Origin of the sequence: Pseudomonas sp. G1002 (assembly GCF_013385455.1) — a bacterium.
GTDB lineage: Bacteria > Pseudomonadota > Gammaproteobacteria > Pseudomonadales > Pseudomonadaceae > Aquipseudomonas.
The window spans coordinates 94,429-113,075 of sequence record NZ_JACAPY010000052.1; the positions used below are offsets into that span (position 1 = coordinate 94,429).

Sequence of the window (18,647 nt, forward strand, 5' to 3'; positions counted from 1 at the left end):
CCATTTGCGCACGCCCAGACTGCGGATTCATTCATTGAGGGCTCCGCCATGCGTGCAGAAGACGTGCTTCCCGACCATCTCGACCAAGGCCAATTCAATGGCGTGACCGTGCGCAAGGGCACGGTGGGCGCATTCCTCGCCAACGCCAGAACCTGGTGCGATCCGGCCACCCCGGACGAGCAGCGCTTGCTGGCCGAACAGGACATCCTGCAAGCCCTCCCCGCCCTGCAGGCCCTGGGCCTGTTTGAAGTGTTGCAGGTGCGGGATGGCAAACTGGCGCGGCTGCTGAAGTGAGAGGATCGGCCTGGAAGGTGGTAATCCGTCGCTGGAAGCCCGGGGTTCACCAGTTCTCGCGGGGATTACGCACCTTCCAGGCCACCTCGCACCTCAAGTGGTTACTTGTCCTACGAACTGATAGTGGTTGGAAAGGCCCGTCGCGTTCCATGATCCTGGAAAAAATGTTTGGCCCTGTGTTCAGGCATGCCAAGGGAACCCGGCTCGCTCGATACGGCCTGATGTGCAAGGATGTTGCGCTGCACATCGTTCGTTGAACGCAAAACCAAGGATTTTTCATGACCGCCATCAGCACCCCAGCGCCCGTGGTACCCGGGCGGCTGGAACAAATGTCGACCCGCATCGCGTTTTTCATCGCCGGCTTCGGCATCGCCGCCTGGGCACCACTGGTGCCTTATGCCAAGGCCCGCGCCCAACTCAATGAGGGCACCCTCGGCCTTTTGCTGTTGTGCCTGGGGGTGGGCTCGATGATCGCAATGCCGGTCGCCGGGGCCCTGGCGTCGCGCTACGGTATCCGGCGAGTGGCCACCGGCGGCACCCTCCTGATCTGCCTGGGCCTGCCGATGCTGGCCACCGTCACCTCGATTCCCTTGCTGATGGCCGCGCTGTTTGTGTTTGGTGCCGGCCTGGGCACGGTGGACTCCACGGTCAACCTGCAAGCGGTGATGGTCGAACGGGCCAGCGGCAAGACCATGATGTCGGGCTTCCACGGGCTGTTCAGCCTGGGCGGGATCGTCGGGGCGGCAGGTGTCAGCGGGCTGCTGGGGTTGGGCTGGTCGCCGTTGCAGGCCACCCTCGCCGTGATCGTCGTCATCGTAGTGGCCTTGCTCAAGGCCGGGCCACACCTGCTGCCTTACGGCAGTGAAAGCTCCGGGCCGGCCTTTGCCGTGCCCCACGGCGTGGTGCTGTTTATCGGCTGCCTGTGCTGCATCGTGTTTCTTGCCGAAGGCGCCGTACTGGACTGGAGCGCGGTGTTCCTGAGCGCCGAGCGCGGCCTTGACGAGGCCTATGCGGGCCTTGGCTACGCAGCCTTTGCCTTGACCATGACGGTCGGGCGCCTTACCGGCGACAGGATAGTTCGCCGCCTGGGCGCAACCCGGGTGATTGTATTCGGCGGCGCGGTCGCCGCCGGCGGCATGCTGTTGGCGACGCTATTCCCTGCGTGGGAAACCGCCCTGCTGGGGTATGCATTGGTCGGTGCCGGGTGTTCGAACATCGTACCGGTGCTGTACACCGCCGTCGGCAAGCAGACCGTCATGCCGGAACACATTGCGGTGCCCGCCATCACCACCCTGGGCTACACCGGCATTCTCGCCGGCCCTGCGGTGATCGGCTTCATCGCCCATGGCAGCAGCTTGAGCACTGCCTTTGTGCTGATTGCCGTACTGCTGATCGGTGTGGCGATCAGCGGGAAAATACTGCGGGTCTGACCACCCAGCCCCATCACGCCTCGTACATTGAGGCGTCAACCCGGGGTCATTTGGCTTTCTGGAGTTCCAGCCAGCGATCAAGGGTTTTGTTGCTGAGCCAGCCCGCCTGGTGATGGCTGCCGAAAATTCGCCGACCGCTGTCGGCGGTGTTTTCCAGCGACCGCAACAAGCCCGGCCGGTCCACAAGGTTTTTCGCCATATACACCTGCTGTTCGTCGTATTTCTTCTTCGGTAGCCCCGTGGCCGGGTCCAGTACAACTTGGCCATGGCTGTCGAGCTCATCCGGGTCTTTGCTCATCATCGCCAGCACCTCGATGTTGACGTAGCAGATCTGCTCGAAAAACCCCATGCGGTCCCGCGACCGGTCCCGTAACTCGGTGAACATTTCCTTGAACAGACGGACGAGATCGGCATTGTTTTTTGTGTGGAAAGGGTCCGGGCTGAAGGCACTGGGATCGCTGTTGCCGAACACGACGTTCTCGGCCTGTGCCAGGCTTTCGCGGGTGATGTAGCCGTCCTGGTCGAGGATCGCATCGATCAGGCGCGGACGCTGGATGATCGCCTTGGCAAGCAGGATAGCGCTGTCGGCCTCTCGGCTGGCACCGAGCTTTTTACTGGCGATTCGTTGCAGTGAAGACAGCTTCAGTCCGTCAGTTCTCATGGAGTTTTTTCAGCATGGCAAATTGGGCGTTCGCCGCGCTCACCAAATCGCTGTCCGGCAAACGAATGTAGGGATTGGGCCCGCGGAGGCGGCTGGCCACTTCGTTCTGAAGCCCCAGGTGTTGCAGCAGACTCCTGCAGTGACTCTCCCCCCGCAAAGGAGGCCGATAGCCTGATGAGCGGACAGGCGCCCCGCCGGATTGATGGCTGTGCTTTCGCGCAGCCTCACCGGGTTCACTTGAAGCGGCGTGAATTGCCCGTGTACCGCCGTCCAGTGCCGGGGCAATACAGGGTGTAGCACCGAGGTGCTGGCAGACCGACCCGCCGTTGATTGTCATGATTCATCTCCACCATTTTCCGGTTCCACATTGACCTGGTCATCATCCCGGCAATCGCCGTATCGCTCAGGTGAAAACAGGCCAAAGGTGTGTGGTGTGCCGGTGGCAATGGTTCCGAGATAGAGCAGCGTTCCAATGACAACATGTAAAAACCGAAGAATCAGTCGGCTTTTCGAGACCCTGGCCAGGTCGGTTTCGTCTCCTGCCAAAGGCCTTTGATCGCTGCGACCATAGCGCCCATCACCGCGCGCAACGGGCGTAACCCAGGCGCGTGGGAGGCAGGCAACTGCCCGTGCGGCAACATGCCTTTGATGAAGTCGTCAGCCGCCGGCGCCTGGAACGTGTGCTGCCCGGTGAAGTTCTTCACTCGCCGGGCTTCGGCGCCCTCTTCGCACCGTTTGCCCGGTGCGGCAACGGGGGGCGGTTGCAGGGTATCGCTGCCCGTCGGCGCAAGACAGGCTGGCTGATAGCCAGGATTGTGCGATCCACACGAAGGTGTAGCCATGTCTGAGCCCTGGCTGAGAGTTTGAAAGCAGCGGATTGATCAAGGCAGGTCATCACGCCGCGAGAGGGTCGCGGCGTGATCGAGCTAAAACAGGTTCAGAGAGAGGTGGCGCAGGGCGGCTCTGCCGATCTTGCCGTCATACCGGTCAAGAGAGTCCATCAGCGTTAACAGGCTTGAGCGCTGAGTGACTTCCTTGGCCAACTCGATGAGCCGCTGTTGCTTTGGGTCGCTCGACGACGATGCGGCCAATTTTTTCAAATCTTTGATACTGATGGAGCGGCTCCAGATACCCTTCAGGGCGTCGAAGTCCTTCAACATCTGTTCGGCGAGCTGTTTGTCGGTCTTGTACTTCAAGGCGTTGCCGGAGTCGAGCACGGCGTTGAGGTCCCGCCGGGAGATTCGACCATCCAGATCACCGGTCCTGCCGGCTCGGTCAAAGGCTTGTATTACGTCTGGGCGTCGCAGCAGTTCCCGGGCCAACAGAATGTTCTCATTACGGTCCTGGTCGTTGGTCAACCGTCTGCCCGCCATCTCCTCCAGGCTTTGTTTTGTGATGAAGGGCTGGCCCGGCACCGTGAACGCATCAAATTTGTTCTTGAGGAGGTTCCCCAGTTGATCGGGGGTTTGCCTCGAAAAGTGTGGGTCCGGGCGACCGTATCCCGGGTCAGGCTTGCAGGGGGTCGGACGGCAGTGTCCGGGAAGAGGCCTGAGTGGAATGGAAGGATCAGGACGACCATAACCGGGGTGAGGCCGGAACGGATTGAACAGCTTGTGCAGAAAGTCCTGAAGCTGTCCGATCAGCCCGCCCAGGAACGAGTTTGCATAGGACGCCCGGAATGAGTTGTTGGCGGCACCATGGCGATCCATCGTGCTCTGCGTCGTCGTCCAATTCGAATATCCCGGGCCGATCCCATTCTGTGGCAAGTTGAAGCTGATGTGGATCGACCCCTGCCCGGAGCGTGAGCGTGACTGCGTCGATGTGGCGGCATCAGTATGCGGCTGCGCGGCGTTATCAGAGGGGTTGGCAACAGTTGAGTTGGATAAGGTTACCGACATAGGCATCTCCAGTTCGGCGTATTGACACGATTCACTCCCGGCTCAAAGACACCTCGGCGATACAAGGTATCCCATGGAAAGTGGGCACCTCCTTGTGTGGTAGACCTGTCGGATTCAGTTCCTGCGGACGCAGAAAATCGTTAGAAAAAGAGTAGGAAGAAGGGCTATGGCGAGGGGGCTTGCGCCCCCTCGTCACTGTCGATACCTGGGATCAGGCACGCATCAGAAGCCGACGCTGGCCTGCACGAAGAACGTGCGCGGTTCACCCAGGTAGATCCCGGAGTTGTTGTCGCTGGAGCGGGTGTAGTGTTCCTGGTTGAACACGTTTTTTACCCCGACGCCCAGCTTCAGGTTCGACAGTTGCGCACCGAAGTCATAACCGCTGCGCACGTTCACCGAGACGTAGCCGGGAATATCCCCGTACTGGCCATCAGCAGTCGGCTGGGTGATGTAGGTGGTACCGGTGCCCGGCGCACGCTGGCCGGACTGGGCATAGACGTCCAGGTTGTGGGTCCAGTGGTTGATGTCGTAACGCAGCCCCAGGGTGGCCACTTCACGGGAGTACAGCGGCAAGTCGCGGCCCTTGAAGGCAACGTCGCCTTCGGAGGTGGCCCTGGTGTAGGTGAAGCCGGCGTTGGCGGTCAGGCCGTCCAGGCGCGGGTCGAGGTTCGACAGGTCGTAATGGGCCGACGCTTCGATGCCCTCGTGCTTGGTAGCGCCGAGGTTGGTCCAGCCCACATCGTTGCTGACGTATTGCAACTCGTCCGAGAAGTCGATGTAGAACAACGTCACTTCGCCGCCCCAGACGCTGTCGTTGTAGCGGGTACCGATTTCGTAGGTCTTGGCTTTTTCCGGGTTCAGGCCGTTCGCGGTCTGGTCGCCGTTACCGCCCTGGCCCAGCTGGAAGTATTGCAGGCTGCCGAAGGAGGTTTCGTAGTTGGCAAACAGCTTCCAGGCATCGGAGACGTGGTACATCACGCTCAAGGCCGGCAGCGGTTCGTTGTTGTGGATCTCGCGACGTTTCTCCTGAACCGTGGCGCCATTGAGGCCTACCACCGGACGGTCGTGCCATTCGGTGCGAATCTGCTCAAAGCGAATGCCCGGGGTGACGGTCCATTTGCCGATATCAATCTTGTTGTCGATATAGAACGAGTTGGCCTCGGTGCCACCGGTACGGTCCTGGTACACGTGGCCGTCACTCTGGCCCACGGGCGTCGGCACGTTGTTGACCAGCGCCAGGCTGGTGGCCTGTTCGTGCATGCCTTCCTTGAGGTAGCGATAACCGACGCTGACTTCCTGGGTGCTCGGCCCCAGGTCAAATACATGGGACACACGCGGCTCGATGCCGAAGGTGTAGTAGGTGCGAGGGTAGGAACCCAGGGTCTTCAGGTCGCGGTTGGCGATGTTGCTGCCGCGGAAACTGTCGGAGTAGTAGGTCAGCACTTCAGCCTGGGTGCGGTCGTCGATCTGCCGGATGTACTTGAAGGACATATCCTTGCGCCGGCCATTGAAGTTGTCCCAGTCACGTACCGATTGATACGGGTTGGCGTCGTACTGCTTCTGGGTCAGGCCGCCGGGCATGTCGGCGCTGGCGTCGTAGTAGTGGAAATTCAGCGAGAAATCATCTTGATCGGTCGGCGCCCAGTGGGTCTTGAAGATCACGTCGTCGATGTCGTTGGAGTTGTTGCGGTCGCGGTAGCCATCGCCCTTGGTCCCGGAATACAGCAACGCAGCACCGATACCGTTGTCGGCGGTGCCGCCGATGAAGGCGTTTTCAATGTGTTTCCAGCCGCCGTGGGCCGCGGTTTCCAGGGTGGTGCCGACTTCGCCGGAGAATTTTTCCGGGATGGCGCGGGTCACGAAGTTGATCACGCCGCCGACGTTCTGTGGTCCATAACGTACGGAGCCTGCGCCACGCACCACGTCGATGCTGTCCAGGTTGCCGGAGGAAATCGGCGCCATCGATAACTGCGGCTGGCCGTAAGGTGCAAACGCTGCCGGTACGCCGTCGATCAAAACCGTGGAGCGTGGCGACAGACGCGAGGTCAGGCCACGTACCCCGACGTTGAGGGAAATATCACTGCCACCGGTGCCGTTGGCCTCCTGCACCTGCACCCCGGGAATGCGCCGCAGCACGTCACCGACGTTCATCGCGCCCTGCTCCACCATGGCTTCACGGCGCACCACGGTGCGCGCCCCCGGGTGGTTCTGCACCACTTCGGCATTCGCGTCGCCGAGCCAGTCGCCAACCACCTTGATGTCGGTGGCACCCAACTCCAGCGGCGAACCTGCTTCGCCGGTGCCCTTGCCCAGCGGGCGCAGAGTCACGGAGCCCGCATCGATCTGGTAATCCAGGCCGCTGCCCTGCAGCAACTGGCGCAGCGCTTGCTCGGGCGACAGGTTGCCGTCGACGGCCGGGGCTTGCTTGCCAGCCACCATATCGGGGCTGAAGAACACTTGCAGTGACGTCTGCTGACCCAATTGGCTCAAGGCCGAACCCAGGGATTGGGCCTGGATATGAATTCCATCGTCAGCATAGGCCGCCGGCAGTGCGGCGCTGACGGCCAGCGCCAGGGCGAGGGGTGCCCAGCGGGATGATTTATTGTTTTTCATGGCGAGTTTTTTCACGTCGAACGTAGTCCTGTGATCGCAAGAGAGTGCGGCTGTTAATGCAAACCAGTTGCAGTTGCACAAGAAGACGAAGAACTCGAAAAAAACCTGAATCTATCGCGAAATTATTTCCTGGCTACCGTCCGGCAAGGTGCGCAAGGCCACCGGAAGAATGTGCGGCAAGGCCTTGAGCAAAGCGTCGGTGTCGGTGGATTTGAACACGCTGGTCAAACGCAGGTTGCTCACCGCGGGCGCGCTGATCCGCAAAGGTTGCTCGCGGTAACGTGAGACCTCCCGAGCCACTTCGCCGAGGGTGGCGTTGTTGAACACCAGCTTGCCGGTGCGCCAGGCCGTCAGCTCTTCAGGGTTGACGGCGTAGGCAGCCGCCACCTGGCCCCGGGCATCCACATGGGTGCCCCGACCGGCCGTGAGCATCACGATGTCATCGGATGAGCGCCCTTGCACTTTGACCGTACCGGCCTCGACCACCACGCGGGTCTGGTCGTCATCGCGGCGCACGTCGAAACGCGTACCGGTGACCGTCACCTGCCCTGCCCCGGCGTCCACCACGAAGGGCCGGCTGGTGTCGTGCTCGACGCTGAACATGGCCTCGCCCTGTTTGAGCTCGATGCCGCGCTGGCCTTTTACATAGTGCACGGCCACCACGCTGCGGCTGTTCAAGTCCATCAGCGAGCCGTCGGGCAACGCCACCTGCCGGTGCTCCCCCAGTGCGGTGCGGAACTCGGCGTTATACGTCGCCGGATGATCCAGGCCACTGAACAACCCCAGGCCCAGGGCCACCGCCAGCACACTTGCAGCCACTGCATAACGTAGCACGGGCCGGCGCTTCGCACGCGGCTGCGGGGCATCGCACAACGCCTGCAAGCGCGCCTTGGGCACCAGGTCGGTGGCACTCCACAAACCTTGCAGCACATCAAATTCGTACTGGTGCTCGGCATGCTCTGCACGCCAGGCATCAAAACGCTCGCGTTCTTCTGCGCTCAATGGGCTGTCCTGCACACGCACAAACCATTGCGCCGCCTCGTCGCGGGCCGTCGCACTGCCGCAGGCACACTCACGGGTATCCATCATGGAAGATCCTGTTTCAAAGCGGGCATTGGTCATGGTGCCATCGCATCCAGGCGGTCACGTAGATGCCGCAGGGTGCGGATCATATACTTTTCCACCATGTTTTTAGACAGGCCCAGGCGTTCGGCGATTTCCTGCTGGGTCAGGCCCTCGATTTTCTGCCAGATGAAAATCTTGCGGCAATTGAGCGGCAGCTCGGCCAGGGCTCGCTCGATGGAATCCGCCAGCTGGATCGCGTGCATGAAATGCTCCGGGTCGCCACTGTGGGGCGAACTCTGATCAAAGGCTTCCAGGGCCATCGCCTCCCGCCGGTCCTCGCGGCGATAGGCGTCAACGGCGATATTGCGCGCCGTTTGATGCAGATAGGCGCGAGGTTGCTCAACCTTGGTGGCGCTGGACTCAAGCACCCGCACAAAAGTGTCGTGGGCCAGGTCTTCGGCCTGCTGACGGTTTCTCAGGCGGCGCGTCCAGGTCCCGATCAACTCTTCGTAGTGCTCGAAAAAGCCTGTTCTGCGGGGCGGCTGAGGAGTCATCAAGGAAGCACTGGGGAGGCGGGGCGTGAATAGTAATGCTTCCTATTAAGCAGGGCAATTGCTTGCCGTCGTCCTCTTTCCTTGACCCTTGTACAACCCGCCCAATCCCGGCAGCATTCGCCCGTGACTTTCACGGACGAGCACCTTATGACCCTGCCCTTTTTCGCCCCCGTACTTCTCACCACCGAACGCCTGGGCCTGCGCCCTCCCCATCAGGATGACTGGCGCGCGCTGTTTGCCATTTGGTCCGACCCCGAGGCCATGCGCTACTTTTCCTTTCCCACCATGACCCGCGCCGAGCAAGCCGTTGAACGCTTCGGCCAACTGATGGAGGCATCGATTGCCGGTGAAGACCTGGTGTGCATGGTGGAGTTGCTGGCCACCGGCGAGGTGATCGGCAGTTGCGACCTGTTCAATGTCGACGAGCAATGCCGCCGCGCTGAAATCGGCTTTACCCTGGGCCGCCAGCATTGGGGCAAGGGCTACATGAGCGAAGCCGCCCGCGCCGTGATCGACCATGGGTTCAACACCGCCGGGCTGCGCCGCCTTGAAGCCGACATTGACCCACGCAACCTGGGCTCCGCGAAGCTGCTTGAGCGCCTGGGTTTCGTCCGCGAAGGCTTGCTGCGCGAGCGCTGGGTGGTCGGCGGCGAGATCTCGGACAGCGCGCTGTATGGCCTGCTCAAGCGTGACCGTCCTGCCTGACCCACAACGGGCGCCCCTTCTTCAGGCCGACGATCAGGGCCAAGAGGATCAAGCCCATGGCCTGCCACTGCGAAACCCCGGGGCGCTCACCCAGGATCAGCATTGAGCTGACGATGCCGAACACCGGGATCAGCAGTGACAGGGGCGCCACCCGGGAAACCGGGTACTCGCGCAACAGCAGGTTCCAGCCCCAGTAACAAAAGTGCGTCGCGCCATACACCTGAAACGCCAGCGAGAACAACGCCACGCCGTTCAGTTGAGCAGGCAAAGCGATAAAGGCTTGCGAGCCATCCAGCAGCCACGTCAACAGCACCAGCGGCAACGGCGCAAACAGGCTGGCCCAGACTACGAAGGCAAAGATCTCCCGCACCCCGGAGACCTTGATGATGATATTGCCGATGCTCCAGGCCAGGGCACTGAACAGCACCAGGGCAAACCCCAGCAGCGTGGCCGTCCCCACCACGCCCAGCAGCATGCCTGCCAACCCCATGGCCGCCAGCAGCACACTGATCAATTGCGCCAGGGAAAGGCTTTCCCGAAACAGCAGCACGCCCCAGCCCAGGGTGAAAAATGCGCTGAACTGGATCAGCAACGACGCGCTGCCGGGCGGCACGCCCATGGCGATCCCGAGGTTGATCAAGGCCCACATCGCCACCCCGAATATCAAGCCATAGGCCGCCAGCCACTTCACCGCGACCTGGGGCCGGCGCACCAGAAACACCCAGGGCAACGCCGCCAGGGTGAACCGCAGGGCCGTCAGCAACAGCGGGTTGATCTCGGCCAGGCCGAGTTTGGTAATGGGGAAATTGAGTCCCCACACAGCCGTCACCAGGACGGCCAGTAACAGGTGTTTTTGCTTCATCGTGACGGGTCCATTGACTCGGTGGCACGACAGGAGGCCGTGCATCCGACAGATTTTTTCGTAAACCGCGATGGCCCGCCTGCGATTGTGGGTCAACAAAGGCTAGAATCAGGCCATGCCCGATATTCATCCCTACGAAAACACCCCGCGCGACGTGGTCGTGACCGCCATCGACTATGCCGACGGCGAGCTGTTCCCCGCCCACGCGCACCCGCGAGGCCAGTTGGCCTATGCCAGCCAGGGTGTCATTACCGTCTACAGCGCCACCGGTAACTGGGTGGTGCCGCCCTGCCGCGCGATCTGGGTGCCGCCGCATGTGTCCCACGCCATGCTGATGCGCGGGCCGGTGACGATGCTCAACACCTACATTCGCCCGCAGGCGGCGCGGCGGCTGGAGTTGCCGCAACAGTGCCAGGTGCTGGATGTGTCGCCGCTGCTTGGGCAGTTGCTGGAGAAGGCCGTCGAGGTACCTGCGCGTTACGCGATGGGTGGCCGCGACAGCTATTTGATGGGCTTGCTGCTGCACGAGATCGCCCGGATGCCGGTGCTGCCGCTGTGTGCGCCGTTGCCGGCCGAGCCTCGATTGGCGAAGGCCTGCGAAGAGTTTCTGGCTGGGCCTTCGTTGGAGGTCAGCATTGATGCCATGGCCTTCGGCGCGGGGATGAGCCGCCGGACGTTTACCCGGCAGTTTCGTCAAGCCACGGGTATCAGTTACCTGCAGTGGCGCCAGCAAGCCTGCCTGCTGGCGGGGATTGTGCGGCTGGGCAATGGGGAACCGGTGACCAGGGTGGCGCTGGATTTGGGGTATAGCAGCCCGAGTGCGTTTGCGACGGTGTTCAAGCGTGTGTTGGGTGAGGTGCCGAGTCGTTATTTCAGCAACGAGTTGCGACGCTGATTGAGACCGGTGGGGGGATTTGTGGATGGATTGGTCCGGGGTATTTACCCGTTGCTGCGGTAACGGCGTCAATGACTTTACCGACGCGGTACTACGGGAAAAAATCCGCTTCAGGTAATCTGTCTGTCACCTTGATTGACAGATCAGACGGTTTTGGAGCGCCTCATGCAACGCATTGGTTTCATCACCTTTTCCGGTTTCGGCGTCATGAGTTTCTCTGCACTGTCAGTTTTCGAGAGTGCCAATAATGCATTGGGTAAAACCCATTACGACGTACGTCTGATCTCGGAGCACGGCGGGCCGGTACGCAGTTCACTCGGCGTGGTGGTGCAGACTGAAGCCTTCGGCAAGACTGCATTCGACACGGTGATCATCGGTGGCGGCAATGACCGCGAATTCACGCCCGGCTTGCTGGATTACCTGCGTCAGGCTGCCAGAAATAGCCGACGCCTGGCCGCCACCTGCTCCGGAACCTTCTTCCTGGCCCAAGCAGGTTTGCTTGACGGTATGCGAGCGACCACCCACTGGTTTTTCGCGGCAGAATTCCGCAAACGCTACCCCAAGGTGCGGCTGGAAGAGGAGCGTTTGTTTATCGTCGACGGTTCGCTATGGACAAGCGCCGGCATGACCGCTGGCATCGACCAAGCCCTGGCGATGGTCGAAGCCGATCTTGGCGCGACGGTAGCGCGGGCGGTATCGAAAACCTTCATCCTGCAAAACCGCCGTGCCGGGGGGCAGCCACAGTCCTCGGCACTGCTGGACATGGAACAGAAGACCGACCGTATCCAGACTGCCATAGCCTATGCGCGCAATAACCTGCATCGCAGCCTGAGCCTCGACGAACTGGCCGAAGCAGCCCATTTAAGCCTGCGCCAATTCAGCAGGGCGTTTCGAGCACAGACCGGCGTATCCCCAGCCAAAGCCATTGAAAAGCTGCGGATCGAAACAGCCTTGGTGCTGATCCAGGACGGCCGTCATCCTATCGAAGGCATTGCCCGCCAGACCGGCTTTGGCGACAGCGAACGCATGCGAAGGGCATTTATCCGCGAATTCGGCAAACCGCCGCAGGTGATGCGGCGCACGGCAAGAAGCCGGTCGGAAACGGCGGCATCGGGAATGTCCAGAAACGAGGGTTAAATGGCCTTTGCTTCGCCCTGCCCGAGCCTAGGCTAAACCTCAGGTCACTCAACCCGATTCCCGAGGAACTCCATGAAACCTTATGCCCTGGCCTTCGGCGCCTTGCTCAGCCTGCTTAGCGCCACCACAAGCTTCGCCGCAGCCAAAGAGGATGACGCTCGCGCCTTCTTCACCCGGTTTGTCGCCGCTCAAAACGCCCACGACCTCACCCAGATCAAGGCAATGCTCTGGGACTCGCCAAAAATGCTCTGGTACGCCCGAGGTGGCGAAAACTGGGGGCCGGATGCGGTGGTCAGCAAGCTCAAGGTGTACTACCAGGGCGCCTGGCAACTTAAGCCCGACATGAGCCACTTCAGCGTGGTGCTGGTGGCCGATAACGTTGCGCAACTGATGGTGCCGATCACCTTCACCCGTAGCCACGCCGGTGAAACACCTACCGACAGCACCTTCCTGATCAGCCAGACGCTGGTCATGGGCAAGGATGGCTGGCGTGTAGCGAGCATCATGCCGATCGCCGATACCAACTTCAAATAAGCCGATGTCCGAAAACGAGACCTTGGCGCAAACGCTTACGCGTCTTAGCGTTGCGTCATCAATTTGATAGTCCTGGATGGCCGGTACCTATATGACGAATAGGTACCCGCGCCACCCCACACACTCACACCAACCGCTTGATCTGCTTATGCCGCCAAACCAACCGGTAATACGCCGTCTGCAACCCCAACATCGCCAGATACGTCACCGGAAACGCCATCCACACCCCTTCCAGCCCAAACCGCGCATTCAGCAGATACGCCACCGGCAACTCCACCCCCAACACGCAAACGATCGAGATCCCCACCGGCACCAGCACCACCCCGCTGGCCCGCATGATCCCGCCCACCACGGCCTGAAAACCGAACACCAGGATGCTCCAAAGCATGATATGCAGCAGGTGCTCGGCCTTGACCCGCGCATCCACGTCGGTAATGAACACCCCCAACAGCCAGTGCGACAACACATACCCCAGCACTATCAACCCACCCGTCAGGCACAGGTTGATCAAAATCCCCGTACGCAGGATCGGCCCGATCCGCTCCAGGCGCCCCGCCCCGATCGCCTGCGCCCCCAGAATCGACGCGGTGATCGCAATCGACAATGCCGGAAACTGCACATAGTTGACGATCTGCGTCACCGCCCCATACGCCGCCGTCGCCTGGGAACCATGGCTGTTGACCAGCGCCAGAATCACCAGCTCCGACAACGACAGCACCACCATCTGCAACCCAGTGGGCAACCCGATACGCAGGACCTTGCCCAGGATCACCCGATCCAGCCGCAGCGCCGCCATCAACTGGCGATCCGGCGCCATCACGTGGTTTTTATGGCGCAGGCGCAGCACCAGGAACGTCATCGCCAGGGCATTACCCACCAACCCCGCCACCACCGCGCTCTGGATACCCATCGGCGGCAGGCCCAGCCAGCCCTTGATCAGCGCAGGGGTCAGCACCAGGCCCACGGTGGTCGACACCATCAGCGCCAATAAGGGCGACACCGTGTCACTCACGCCCCGCAGCAGTTGGGTGAACAGGATGAACACCAGCAACAACGGCATGATCAGCATCATCATCTGCGCATAACCCACCGCGTCATCCAGCACATCCACCGGTGTGCCCAGGGCCTGCATTGCCGGGCGCGCAAACACGCTGCCCAGCACCGCCGCGATCACCCCGATCAGGGCGCCGAGGGTCAGGGTGGCGCCGGTGATCGACTTGACCATCGAGGTTTCCTGCGCGCCCCACGCCTGGCCGATCAGCACCGAAGCGCCCGCCCCCAGGCCGATCACCAGGGCGATAAAGAAAAACACGATGGGGAACATCCCCGACACCGCCGCCAACGCCTGGGTGCCGAGCATCTGCCCGACATAGATCCCGTTCAGCGTGCCGGAAAAGCTCTGGAGGAAATTGGACAGCACCATGGGTGCCAGAAAGATCAGGTAGATCTGCCACAACGGTCGTTGCTGGGTGACTTCCATGAAGGTTCGGATCTCAATGCAATTAGGCAGGGAAAGCGTTGCGTGACAACCAGGCCAGGTACAACTTCACATCCACCGGCCAGTGCGCAATCTTGTTGGAAAAGTCGGCGCCGTCCTGGGCAAACAACGCCCGCGAGGCCTCTTCGAAACCCGGCAGGTCGCCGCCCAGGGCGCTCATGAAACGATAGCTGGATTCCTTGGCCTGGCGCCGCTCATCGTGCTCGGCATGGGCGTTGCGCGCTTCGTCCACCAACCGGCGCAAGGCCGCCGAGGCGCCGCCGCGTTGTTGTCCGAGCCACTCCCAGTGCCTCGGCAGCAAGGTCACTTCACGGGCGACCACCCCCAGCTTCGGACGGCCTACCGCAGGTGACGCCGGCACGTCGGCCTCCGTCACCGCGAGGGTCGGTTGCTGCGGTGCGTAACCGGCGGGCCAGGGATAGTCGACTTGAACACCGCTGGCGTCATCAAACACCAGCAAGCTGCCCGTCGCCAGGTCGAGGTTTTTCAGGTTTTTGGCGACGTCGGCATAAGAGCCGGCGGCCACGCGTTGGTGGCCAAGGAAGGCGGTGCACTGTGATGCGCTCATGACTTTTACCCGGATTATTTTGTTTTACCCGGGTTATATTAGTCTGAAATTTATTGGATGCAAGCCGCTTGTTGCGAAACCACCAAACGATCACTGTCGACAGTCGCGCCCATGGGGCCCACACCCGGGTCGCGCAATACGCATTCGGCAATCGCCGGCTCCAGCTCCACCCGCAATCGGCGGCCCAAGGCGCGGGCGCCGAACCGTACGTCATGGTCGCGGCACAGCCAGGCACGTGCCGATTCATCCAGCACCAATGATCGGTGCTGCGCCGCCAGGCGTTGATTGAGTTTGCCGAGTTCCACCTTGAGCAGCGCCTCAAGCCACTGATGGTCGATGGGCTCGAACATCAGGATACGATCGATGCGATTGAGAAATTCCGGCTCGAAGTGGCGGTGCAAGGCGTCCTCCAACACCCCCGCTTCACCGCGCGCCCACCAGCGCAACGGGGCAAAGCGTTGCCGGTGCCGACGCGCCTGCTGGGCGCCGATATTGCTGGTCATGAAGATCAGGCTGTTGCGAAAGTCCAGCGTACGAGCGCCGCCCGCCAGCGTCAGCTGGCCGTTTTCAAGGATGCCCAGCAGGCTGCGCACCACTTCCTGGCTGGCTTTCTCCAACTCGTCGAACAGAACGATACCAGGGCGGCTGTAGCTACCCTGGATCAGTTCGCTGTTGAACAGGCTGATGCCCTCCTTGCTGCCGACATAACCCGGCGGTGCACCGGTGAGTGCGGCGGCATAATGCTCCTGGGCCAGGGTGTGCATGTCGATACGGCAGAACCCGTCGGCACGCCCGTGCAACGCCTGGGCCAGCAGCCGGACGATTTCCGTCTTGCCGACCCCGGTAGGCCCCATGAACAGGTTGACGCTCAACGGCCGCTCACGCTCACCGATATCGGCCTTGACCACCTTGAGCAACCCTTCCATTTGGGCCAGGGCTGCGTCCTGGCCAACGATACGGCTGCGCAGCAAGGCCATGACCTGGGCCGGTTCAAAAGTAAACCGCATGCCTCAACCCGCCGTTTTTTCTTTACCACCATGGGGCAACTGCCCCACCGGGCATTCGGCGACACCGACGGTGCTACGGGTGAAGGCCTCGACATTCTCTTGGGCCTTTTGCGCGTCCAGCACCCAGGTGCGATAGAACTCGAATGGGCAATCCGCCATGCCCTTGTCCCCATCGCCCGAGGCATGCATGCCGGTGTAGCCACGGTGCAGCAGCTTGAACAGATGGTTCTGCGACTGGTCGTTGGCCCGCGCATCGCGGATCTGCGACACCGACAGCTGGGCGTACTGAATGCCCATCTCTTCTTCGCCGCACTCGCCCAGGGTACGGCCATCGAAGCCGATGATCGCCGAGTGCCCGAAGTACGAATACACCCCGTCGAACCCCGCCGCATTCGCCACCGCCACGTAGCAGTTATTGGCCCAGGCCATGCTCTTGGACATCTGCACCTGCTGCTCCTTGGCCGGGTACATATAGCCCTGGCAGCGCACGATCAGCTCGGCGCCTTTCATCGCACAGTCACGCCAGATCTCCGGGTAGTTGCCGTCGTCGCAGATGATCAGGCTGACCTTCATGCCCTTGGGCCCGTCGCACACGTAGGTGCGATCGCCCGGGTACCAGCCCTCGATCGGGCACCACGGAATGCACTTGCGATAACGCTGGACGATCTCGCCGAGGTTATTGATCAGCACCAGCGTGTTGTACGGCGCCTTGTACGGGTGCTCCTCGTGGCGTTCACCGGTCAGGGAAAACACGCCCCAGGTATTGGCCTGGCGGCAGGCCGCGGAGAAAATCGCCGTCTCCTCGCCGGGAATACTCGCGGCGGTCGCCATCATCTCGTCGTGGTCGTACATGATCCCCATGGTGCTGTATTCGGGGAACACCACCAGGTCCATGCCGGGCAAACCCTGCTTCATGCCGACAATAATCTCGGCAATCTTCTTCGCGTTATCGATGACTTCGGCCTTGCTGTGCAGGCGCGGCATCTTGTAGTTCACGACAGCAACGCCGACCGTGTCCGGGCTGCTGGAAATGTCGCCATGGCGCATTGCAAATCTCCTCGGTCAATGACTGATCATCCAGGGCCGTGGCCCGGTCCTGGTCTTGAGCCCCAGCGGGTTGGCCTTGCTCGGCACCACCGGCTTGCTGGTGCCACAGCAACTGCAGCCCGCCGGGTGCTTGCGCGCTGCCTGATATTCGCCGACGGTTTGCGGCGCATGGGCGCTGCGCTCGTTACCGGCTATGGCCTTGCGCTGATTGGCCGACAGCGTGGTCAGCGCCGGCGCCGACAGCAGCAACTGCCCGCCCGGGCCGTCGCAATACGGACATTGGCTGGGTTCGTGACGCTGGGCCATGGGCCGCAGCATCGTGAAGGTGCCGCAGGACTCACAGGCATATTCGTAGGTCGGCATGGCTACAGGTCCGGTGCGATGGGCAGGTCAATGCTGCCGTCGAGGAATTGGGTCGGGCCGTTGGCGTTGGGGTTGATGTCGAACTCGAAGATTTCAGTCGGCAGCCACAACGTCGCGCAGGCGTTGGGGATGTCCACCACGCCGCTGATATGCCCCTGCACCGGCGCCGAGCCGAGCAACGCATACCCCTGGGCCGGCGAGTAGCCGAACTTGGTCAGGTAGTTGATCGCATTCAGGCAGGCCTGGCGGTAAGCGACATTGACGTCCAGGTAATGCTGCTGGCCCTGTTCGTCGACGGAGATGCCTTCGAAGATCAGGTAGTTCTTGTAGTTCGGGGTGATCGGGCTTGGCTTGAACACCGGGTTCTTGATCCCGTATTTGGCCATGCCGCCCTTGATCAGCTCGACCTTCATGTGCACCCAGCCGGCCATTTCGATGGCGCCGCAAAAGGTGATTTCGCCGTCGCCCTGGCTGAAGTGCAAGTCGCCCACCGACAGGCCGGCGCCGTTGACGTACACCGGGAAATAGATCTTCGAGCCGCGGGACAAATCCTTGATATCGCAGTTGCCGCCATGCTCACGGGGCGGCACGGTGCGGGCACCGGTGGCGGCGGCATCGTCACGGGCCGAGCCCTTGAGTTTGCCCATGTGCGCGGTGGCGGCCAGCGGGGCGTTGGCCAGGGGTGGGACGCGGGTCGGGTTGGTGTCGATCAGCTCCTGCTCGCGACGATTCCAGTCGGCGAGCATCACCGGGTCGGGCAGGCAGCCGATCAGGCCGGGGTGGATCAGGCCCGCAAAATTGACGCCCGGGATGTGCCGGGAGCTGGTGAACATACCCTTGAAATCCCAGATGGCTTTTTGCGCGCTGGGGAAGTGATCGGTGAGAAAGCCGCCGCCGTTCTGGCGGGAGAAGAAGCCGTTGAAACCCCACTGGGAGTCGGCCTTGGCGCCGATGTCGAGCAGGTCGACCACCAGCAAGTCGCCGGGTTCGGCGCCGTGTACGCCCACCGGGCCGGAGAGGTAATGCACGGTGGAGAGGTCGACGTCGCGCACGTCGCTGGCGTCGTCGTTGTTCTTGATGGCGCCGGCGGTCCAGTCGTAGGTTTCGAGGATGAAGTCATCGCCGGGTTTGACCCAGCAAGCCATCGGGATGTCCGGGTGCCAACGGTTGTGGATCTGTTCGTTTTCGGTGACGGGTTGGTTGAGGTCGACTTTGATCAGGGTGTCGGTCATCGAGGTGCTCCCGGAGGGTGGGTTGGCTGTCGGGAGCAGTCTCACGGGGATGGGGTTGGGCGGGGAATACGTTGGATGACGTATGCGTCTTTGGGGTTGGGGGGCATATCCGTTTTTTGGGTGATGGCTGATATCGGTTCCGCTCTTACAGCGGCTCACTTTTGAACAGCGCAAAAGTAAGCAAAACGCTCTTGCCCCACCACTCGGCACCTCGCCTAGGCTCGGTGTGCCCTCACTCCGGCTTTGGACCGTGGGCCGCCGTCATGGGCCATCCTTGGCCCAGG

General features: G+C 61.8%; 19 protein-coding genes. 6 read left to right on the forward strand and 13 right to left on the reverse strand.

Annotated elements, in window-relative coordinates:
* The first annotated feature begins 48 nt into the window (after window positions 1–48).
* Window positions 49–294: a hypothetical protein gene (locus tag HX801_RS29580; RefSeq protein WP_008432748.1), complete on the forward strand. Its 246-nt coding sequence runs from the start codon at window positions 49–51 to the stop codon at window positions 292–294.
* 278 nt (window positions 295–572) lie between these two features.
* Complete coding sequence (locus HX801_RS29585) at window positions 573–1,724, forward strand: MFS transporter (RefSeq protein ID WP_177023250.1); 1,152 nt, start codon at window positions 573–575, stop codon at window positions 1,722–1,724.
* 46 nt (window positions 1,725–1,770) lie between these two features.
* On the opposite strand, the gene HX801_RS29590 is transcribed toward HX801_RS29585, so the two are convergent.
* The 6 genes from HX801_RS29590 to HX801_RS29615 all read right to left on the reverse strand — a co-directional run bounded on the left by HX801_RS29590 (window position 1,771) and on the right by HX801_RS29615 (window position 8,515).
* Window positions 1,771–2,385 carry a hypothetical protein gene (locus tag HX801_RS29590; protein ID WP_008432744.1) on the reverse strand — a complete coding sequence of 205 codons (615 nt, stop codon included), beginning with the start codon at window positions 2,383–2,385 and terminating at the stop codon, window positions 1,771–1,773.
* A gap of 497 nt (window positions 2,386–2,882) precedes the next feature.
* Complete coding sequence (locus HX801_RS31910) at window positions 2,883–3,227, reverse strand: hypothetical protein (protein ID WP_256344310.1); 345 nt, start codon at window positions 3,225–3,227, stop codon at window positions 2,883–2,885.
* Window positions 3,228–3,311: 84 nt separating this feature from the next.
* Window positions 3,312–4,283, reverse strand: a complete 972-nt coding sequence (locus HX801_RS29600; protein WP_177023251.1) for a type III secretion protein — start codon at window positions 4,281–4,283, stop codon at window positions 3,312–3,314.
* Window positions 4,284–4,505: 222 nt separating this feature from the next.
* The gene (locus tag HX801_RS29605) at window positions 4,506–6,911 is read right to left on the reverse strand and encodes a TonB-dependent receptor (RefSeq protein ID WP_177023252.1); all 2,406 of its coding nucleotides are present in this window, start codon (window positions 6,909–6,911) and stop codon (window positions 4,506–4,508) included.
* Between the two features lie 96 nt (window positions 6,912–7,007).
* Window positions 7,008–7,982 carry a FecR family protein gene (locus HX801_RS29610; protein WP_177023262.1) on the reverse strand — a complete coding sequence of 325 codons (975 nt, stop codon included), beginning with the start codon at window positions 7,980–7,982 and terminating at the stop codon, window positions 7,008–7,010.
* A gap of 32 nt (window positions 7,983–8,014) precedes the next feature.
* Window positions 8,015–8,515, reverse strand: coding sequence for a sigma-70 family RNA polymerase sigma factor (locus tag HX801_RS29615; protein ID WP_003219490.1), 501 nt, complete (start codon window positions 8,513–8,515; stop codon window positions 8,015–8,017).
* Between the two features lie 147 nt (window positions 8,516–8,662).
* Between HX801_RS29615 and HX801_RS29620 the strand changes: the two genes are divergently transcribed.
* Window positions 8,663–9,220: a GNAT family N-acetyltransferase gene (locus tag HX801_RS29620; RefSeq protein WP_177023253.1), complete on the forward strand. Its 558-nt coding sequence runs from the start codon at window positions 8,663–8,665 to the stop codon at window positions 9,218–9,220.
* On the opposite strand, the gene HX801_RS29625 is transcribed toward HX801_RS29620, so the two are convergent.
* Window positions 9,198–10,082, reverse strand: coding sequence for an EamA family transporter (locus HX801_RS29625; RefSeq protein ID WP_177023254.1), 885 nt, complete (start codon window positions 10,080–10,082; stop codon window positions 9,198–9,200). The two genes, HX801_RS29620 and HX801_RS29625, sit on opposite strands and share 23 nt — an antisense overlap.
* A gap of 115 nt (window positions 10,083–10,197) precedes the next feature.
* Between HX801_RS29625 and HX801_RS29630 the strand changes: the two genes are divergently transcribed.
* The 3 genes from HX801_RS29630 to HX801_RS29640 all read left to right on the forward strand — a co-directional run bounded on the left by HX801_RS29630 (window position 10,198) and on the right by HX801_RS29640 (window position 12,648).
* Complete coding sequence (locus tag HX801_RS29630; RefSeq protein ID WP_177023255.1) at window positions 10,198–10,977, forward strand: helix-turn-helix transcriptional regulator; 780 nt, start codon at window positions 10,198–10,200, stop codon at window positions 10,975–10,977.
* A 165-nt stretch (window positions 10,978–11,142) separates the two neighbouring features.
* Window positions 11,143–12,114, forward strand: coding sequence for a GlxA family transcriptional regulator (locus HX801_RS29635; RefSeq protein ID WP_008432734.1), 972 nt, complete (start codon window positions 11,143–11,145; stop codon window positions 12,112–12,114).
* Between the two features lie 72 nt (window positions 12,115–12,186).
* Window positions 12,187–12,648 carry a DUF4440 domain-containing protein gene (locus HX801_RS29640; RefSeq protein WP_008432732.1) on the forward strand — a complete coding sequence of 154 codons (462 nt, stop codon included), beginning with the start codon at window positions 12,187–12,189 and terminating at the stop codon, window positions 12,646–12,648.
* 124 nt (window positions 12,649–12,772) lie between these two features.
* On the opposite strand, the gene HX801_RS29645 is transcribed toward HX801_RS29640, so the two are convergent.
* Genes HX801_RS29645 through fmdA form a run of 6 tightly spaced genes read right to left on the reverse strand, consistent with a single transcriptional unit; the run spans window position 12,773 to window position 18,363 of the window.
* Entirely contained in the window at window positions 12,773–14,128 is a 1,356-nt protein-coding gene (locus HX801_RS29645) for an MATE family efflux transporter (protein WP_177023256.1), read from the reverse strand.
* A gap of 22 nt (window positions 14,129–14,150) precedes the next feature.
* On the reverse strand, window positions 14,151–14,714 hold the full coding sequence (locus HX801_RS29650) for a DUF2239 family protein (protein ID WP_177023257.1): 564 nt from the start codon (window positions 14,712–14,714) through the stop codon (window positions 14,151–14,153).
* Window positions 14,715–14,764: 50 nt separating this feature from the next.
* A complete protein-coding gene (locus HX801_RS29655) occupies window positions 14,765–15,721 on the reverse strand; it encodes an AAA family ATPase (RefSeq protein ID WP_177023258.1) in 957 nt (318 codons plus the stop codon).
* A gap of 3 nt (window positions 15,722–15,724) precedes the next feature.
* On the reverse strand, window positions 15,725–16,768 hold the full coding sequence (locus HX801_RS29660; protein WP_177023259.1) for an aliphatic amidase: 1,044 nt from the start codon (window positions 16,766–16,768) through the stop codon (window positions 15,725–15,727).
* A 15-nt stretch (window positions 16,769–16,783) separates the two neighbouring features.
* Window positions 16,784–17,131, reverse strand: coding sequence for a zinc ribbon domain-containing protein (locus tag HX801_RS29665; RefSeq protein ID WP_008432727.1), 348 nt, complete (start codon window positions 17,129–17,131; stop codon window positions 16,784–16,786).
* A 2-nt stretch (window positions 17,132–17,133) separates the two neighbouring features.
* Window positions 17,134–18,363, reverse strand: a complete 1,230-nt coding sequence (fmdA, locus tag HX801_RS29670; RefSeq protein WP_076016701.1) for a formamidase — start codon at window positions 18,361–18,363, stop codon at window positions 17,134–17,136.
* Window positions 18,364–18,647: the final 284 nt, after the last annotated feature.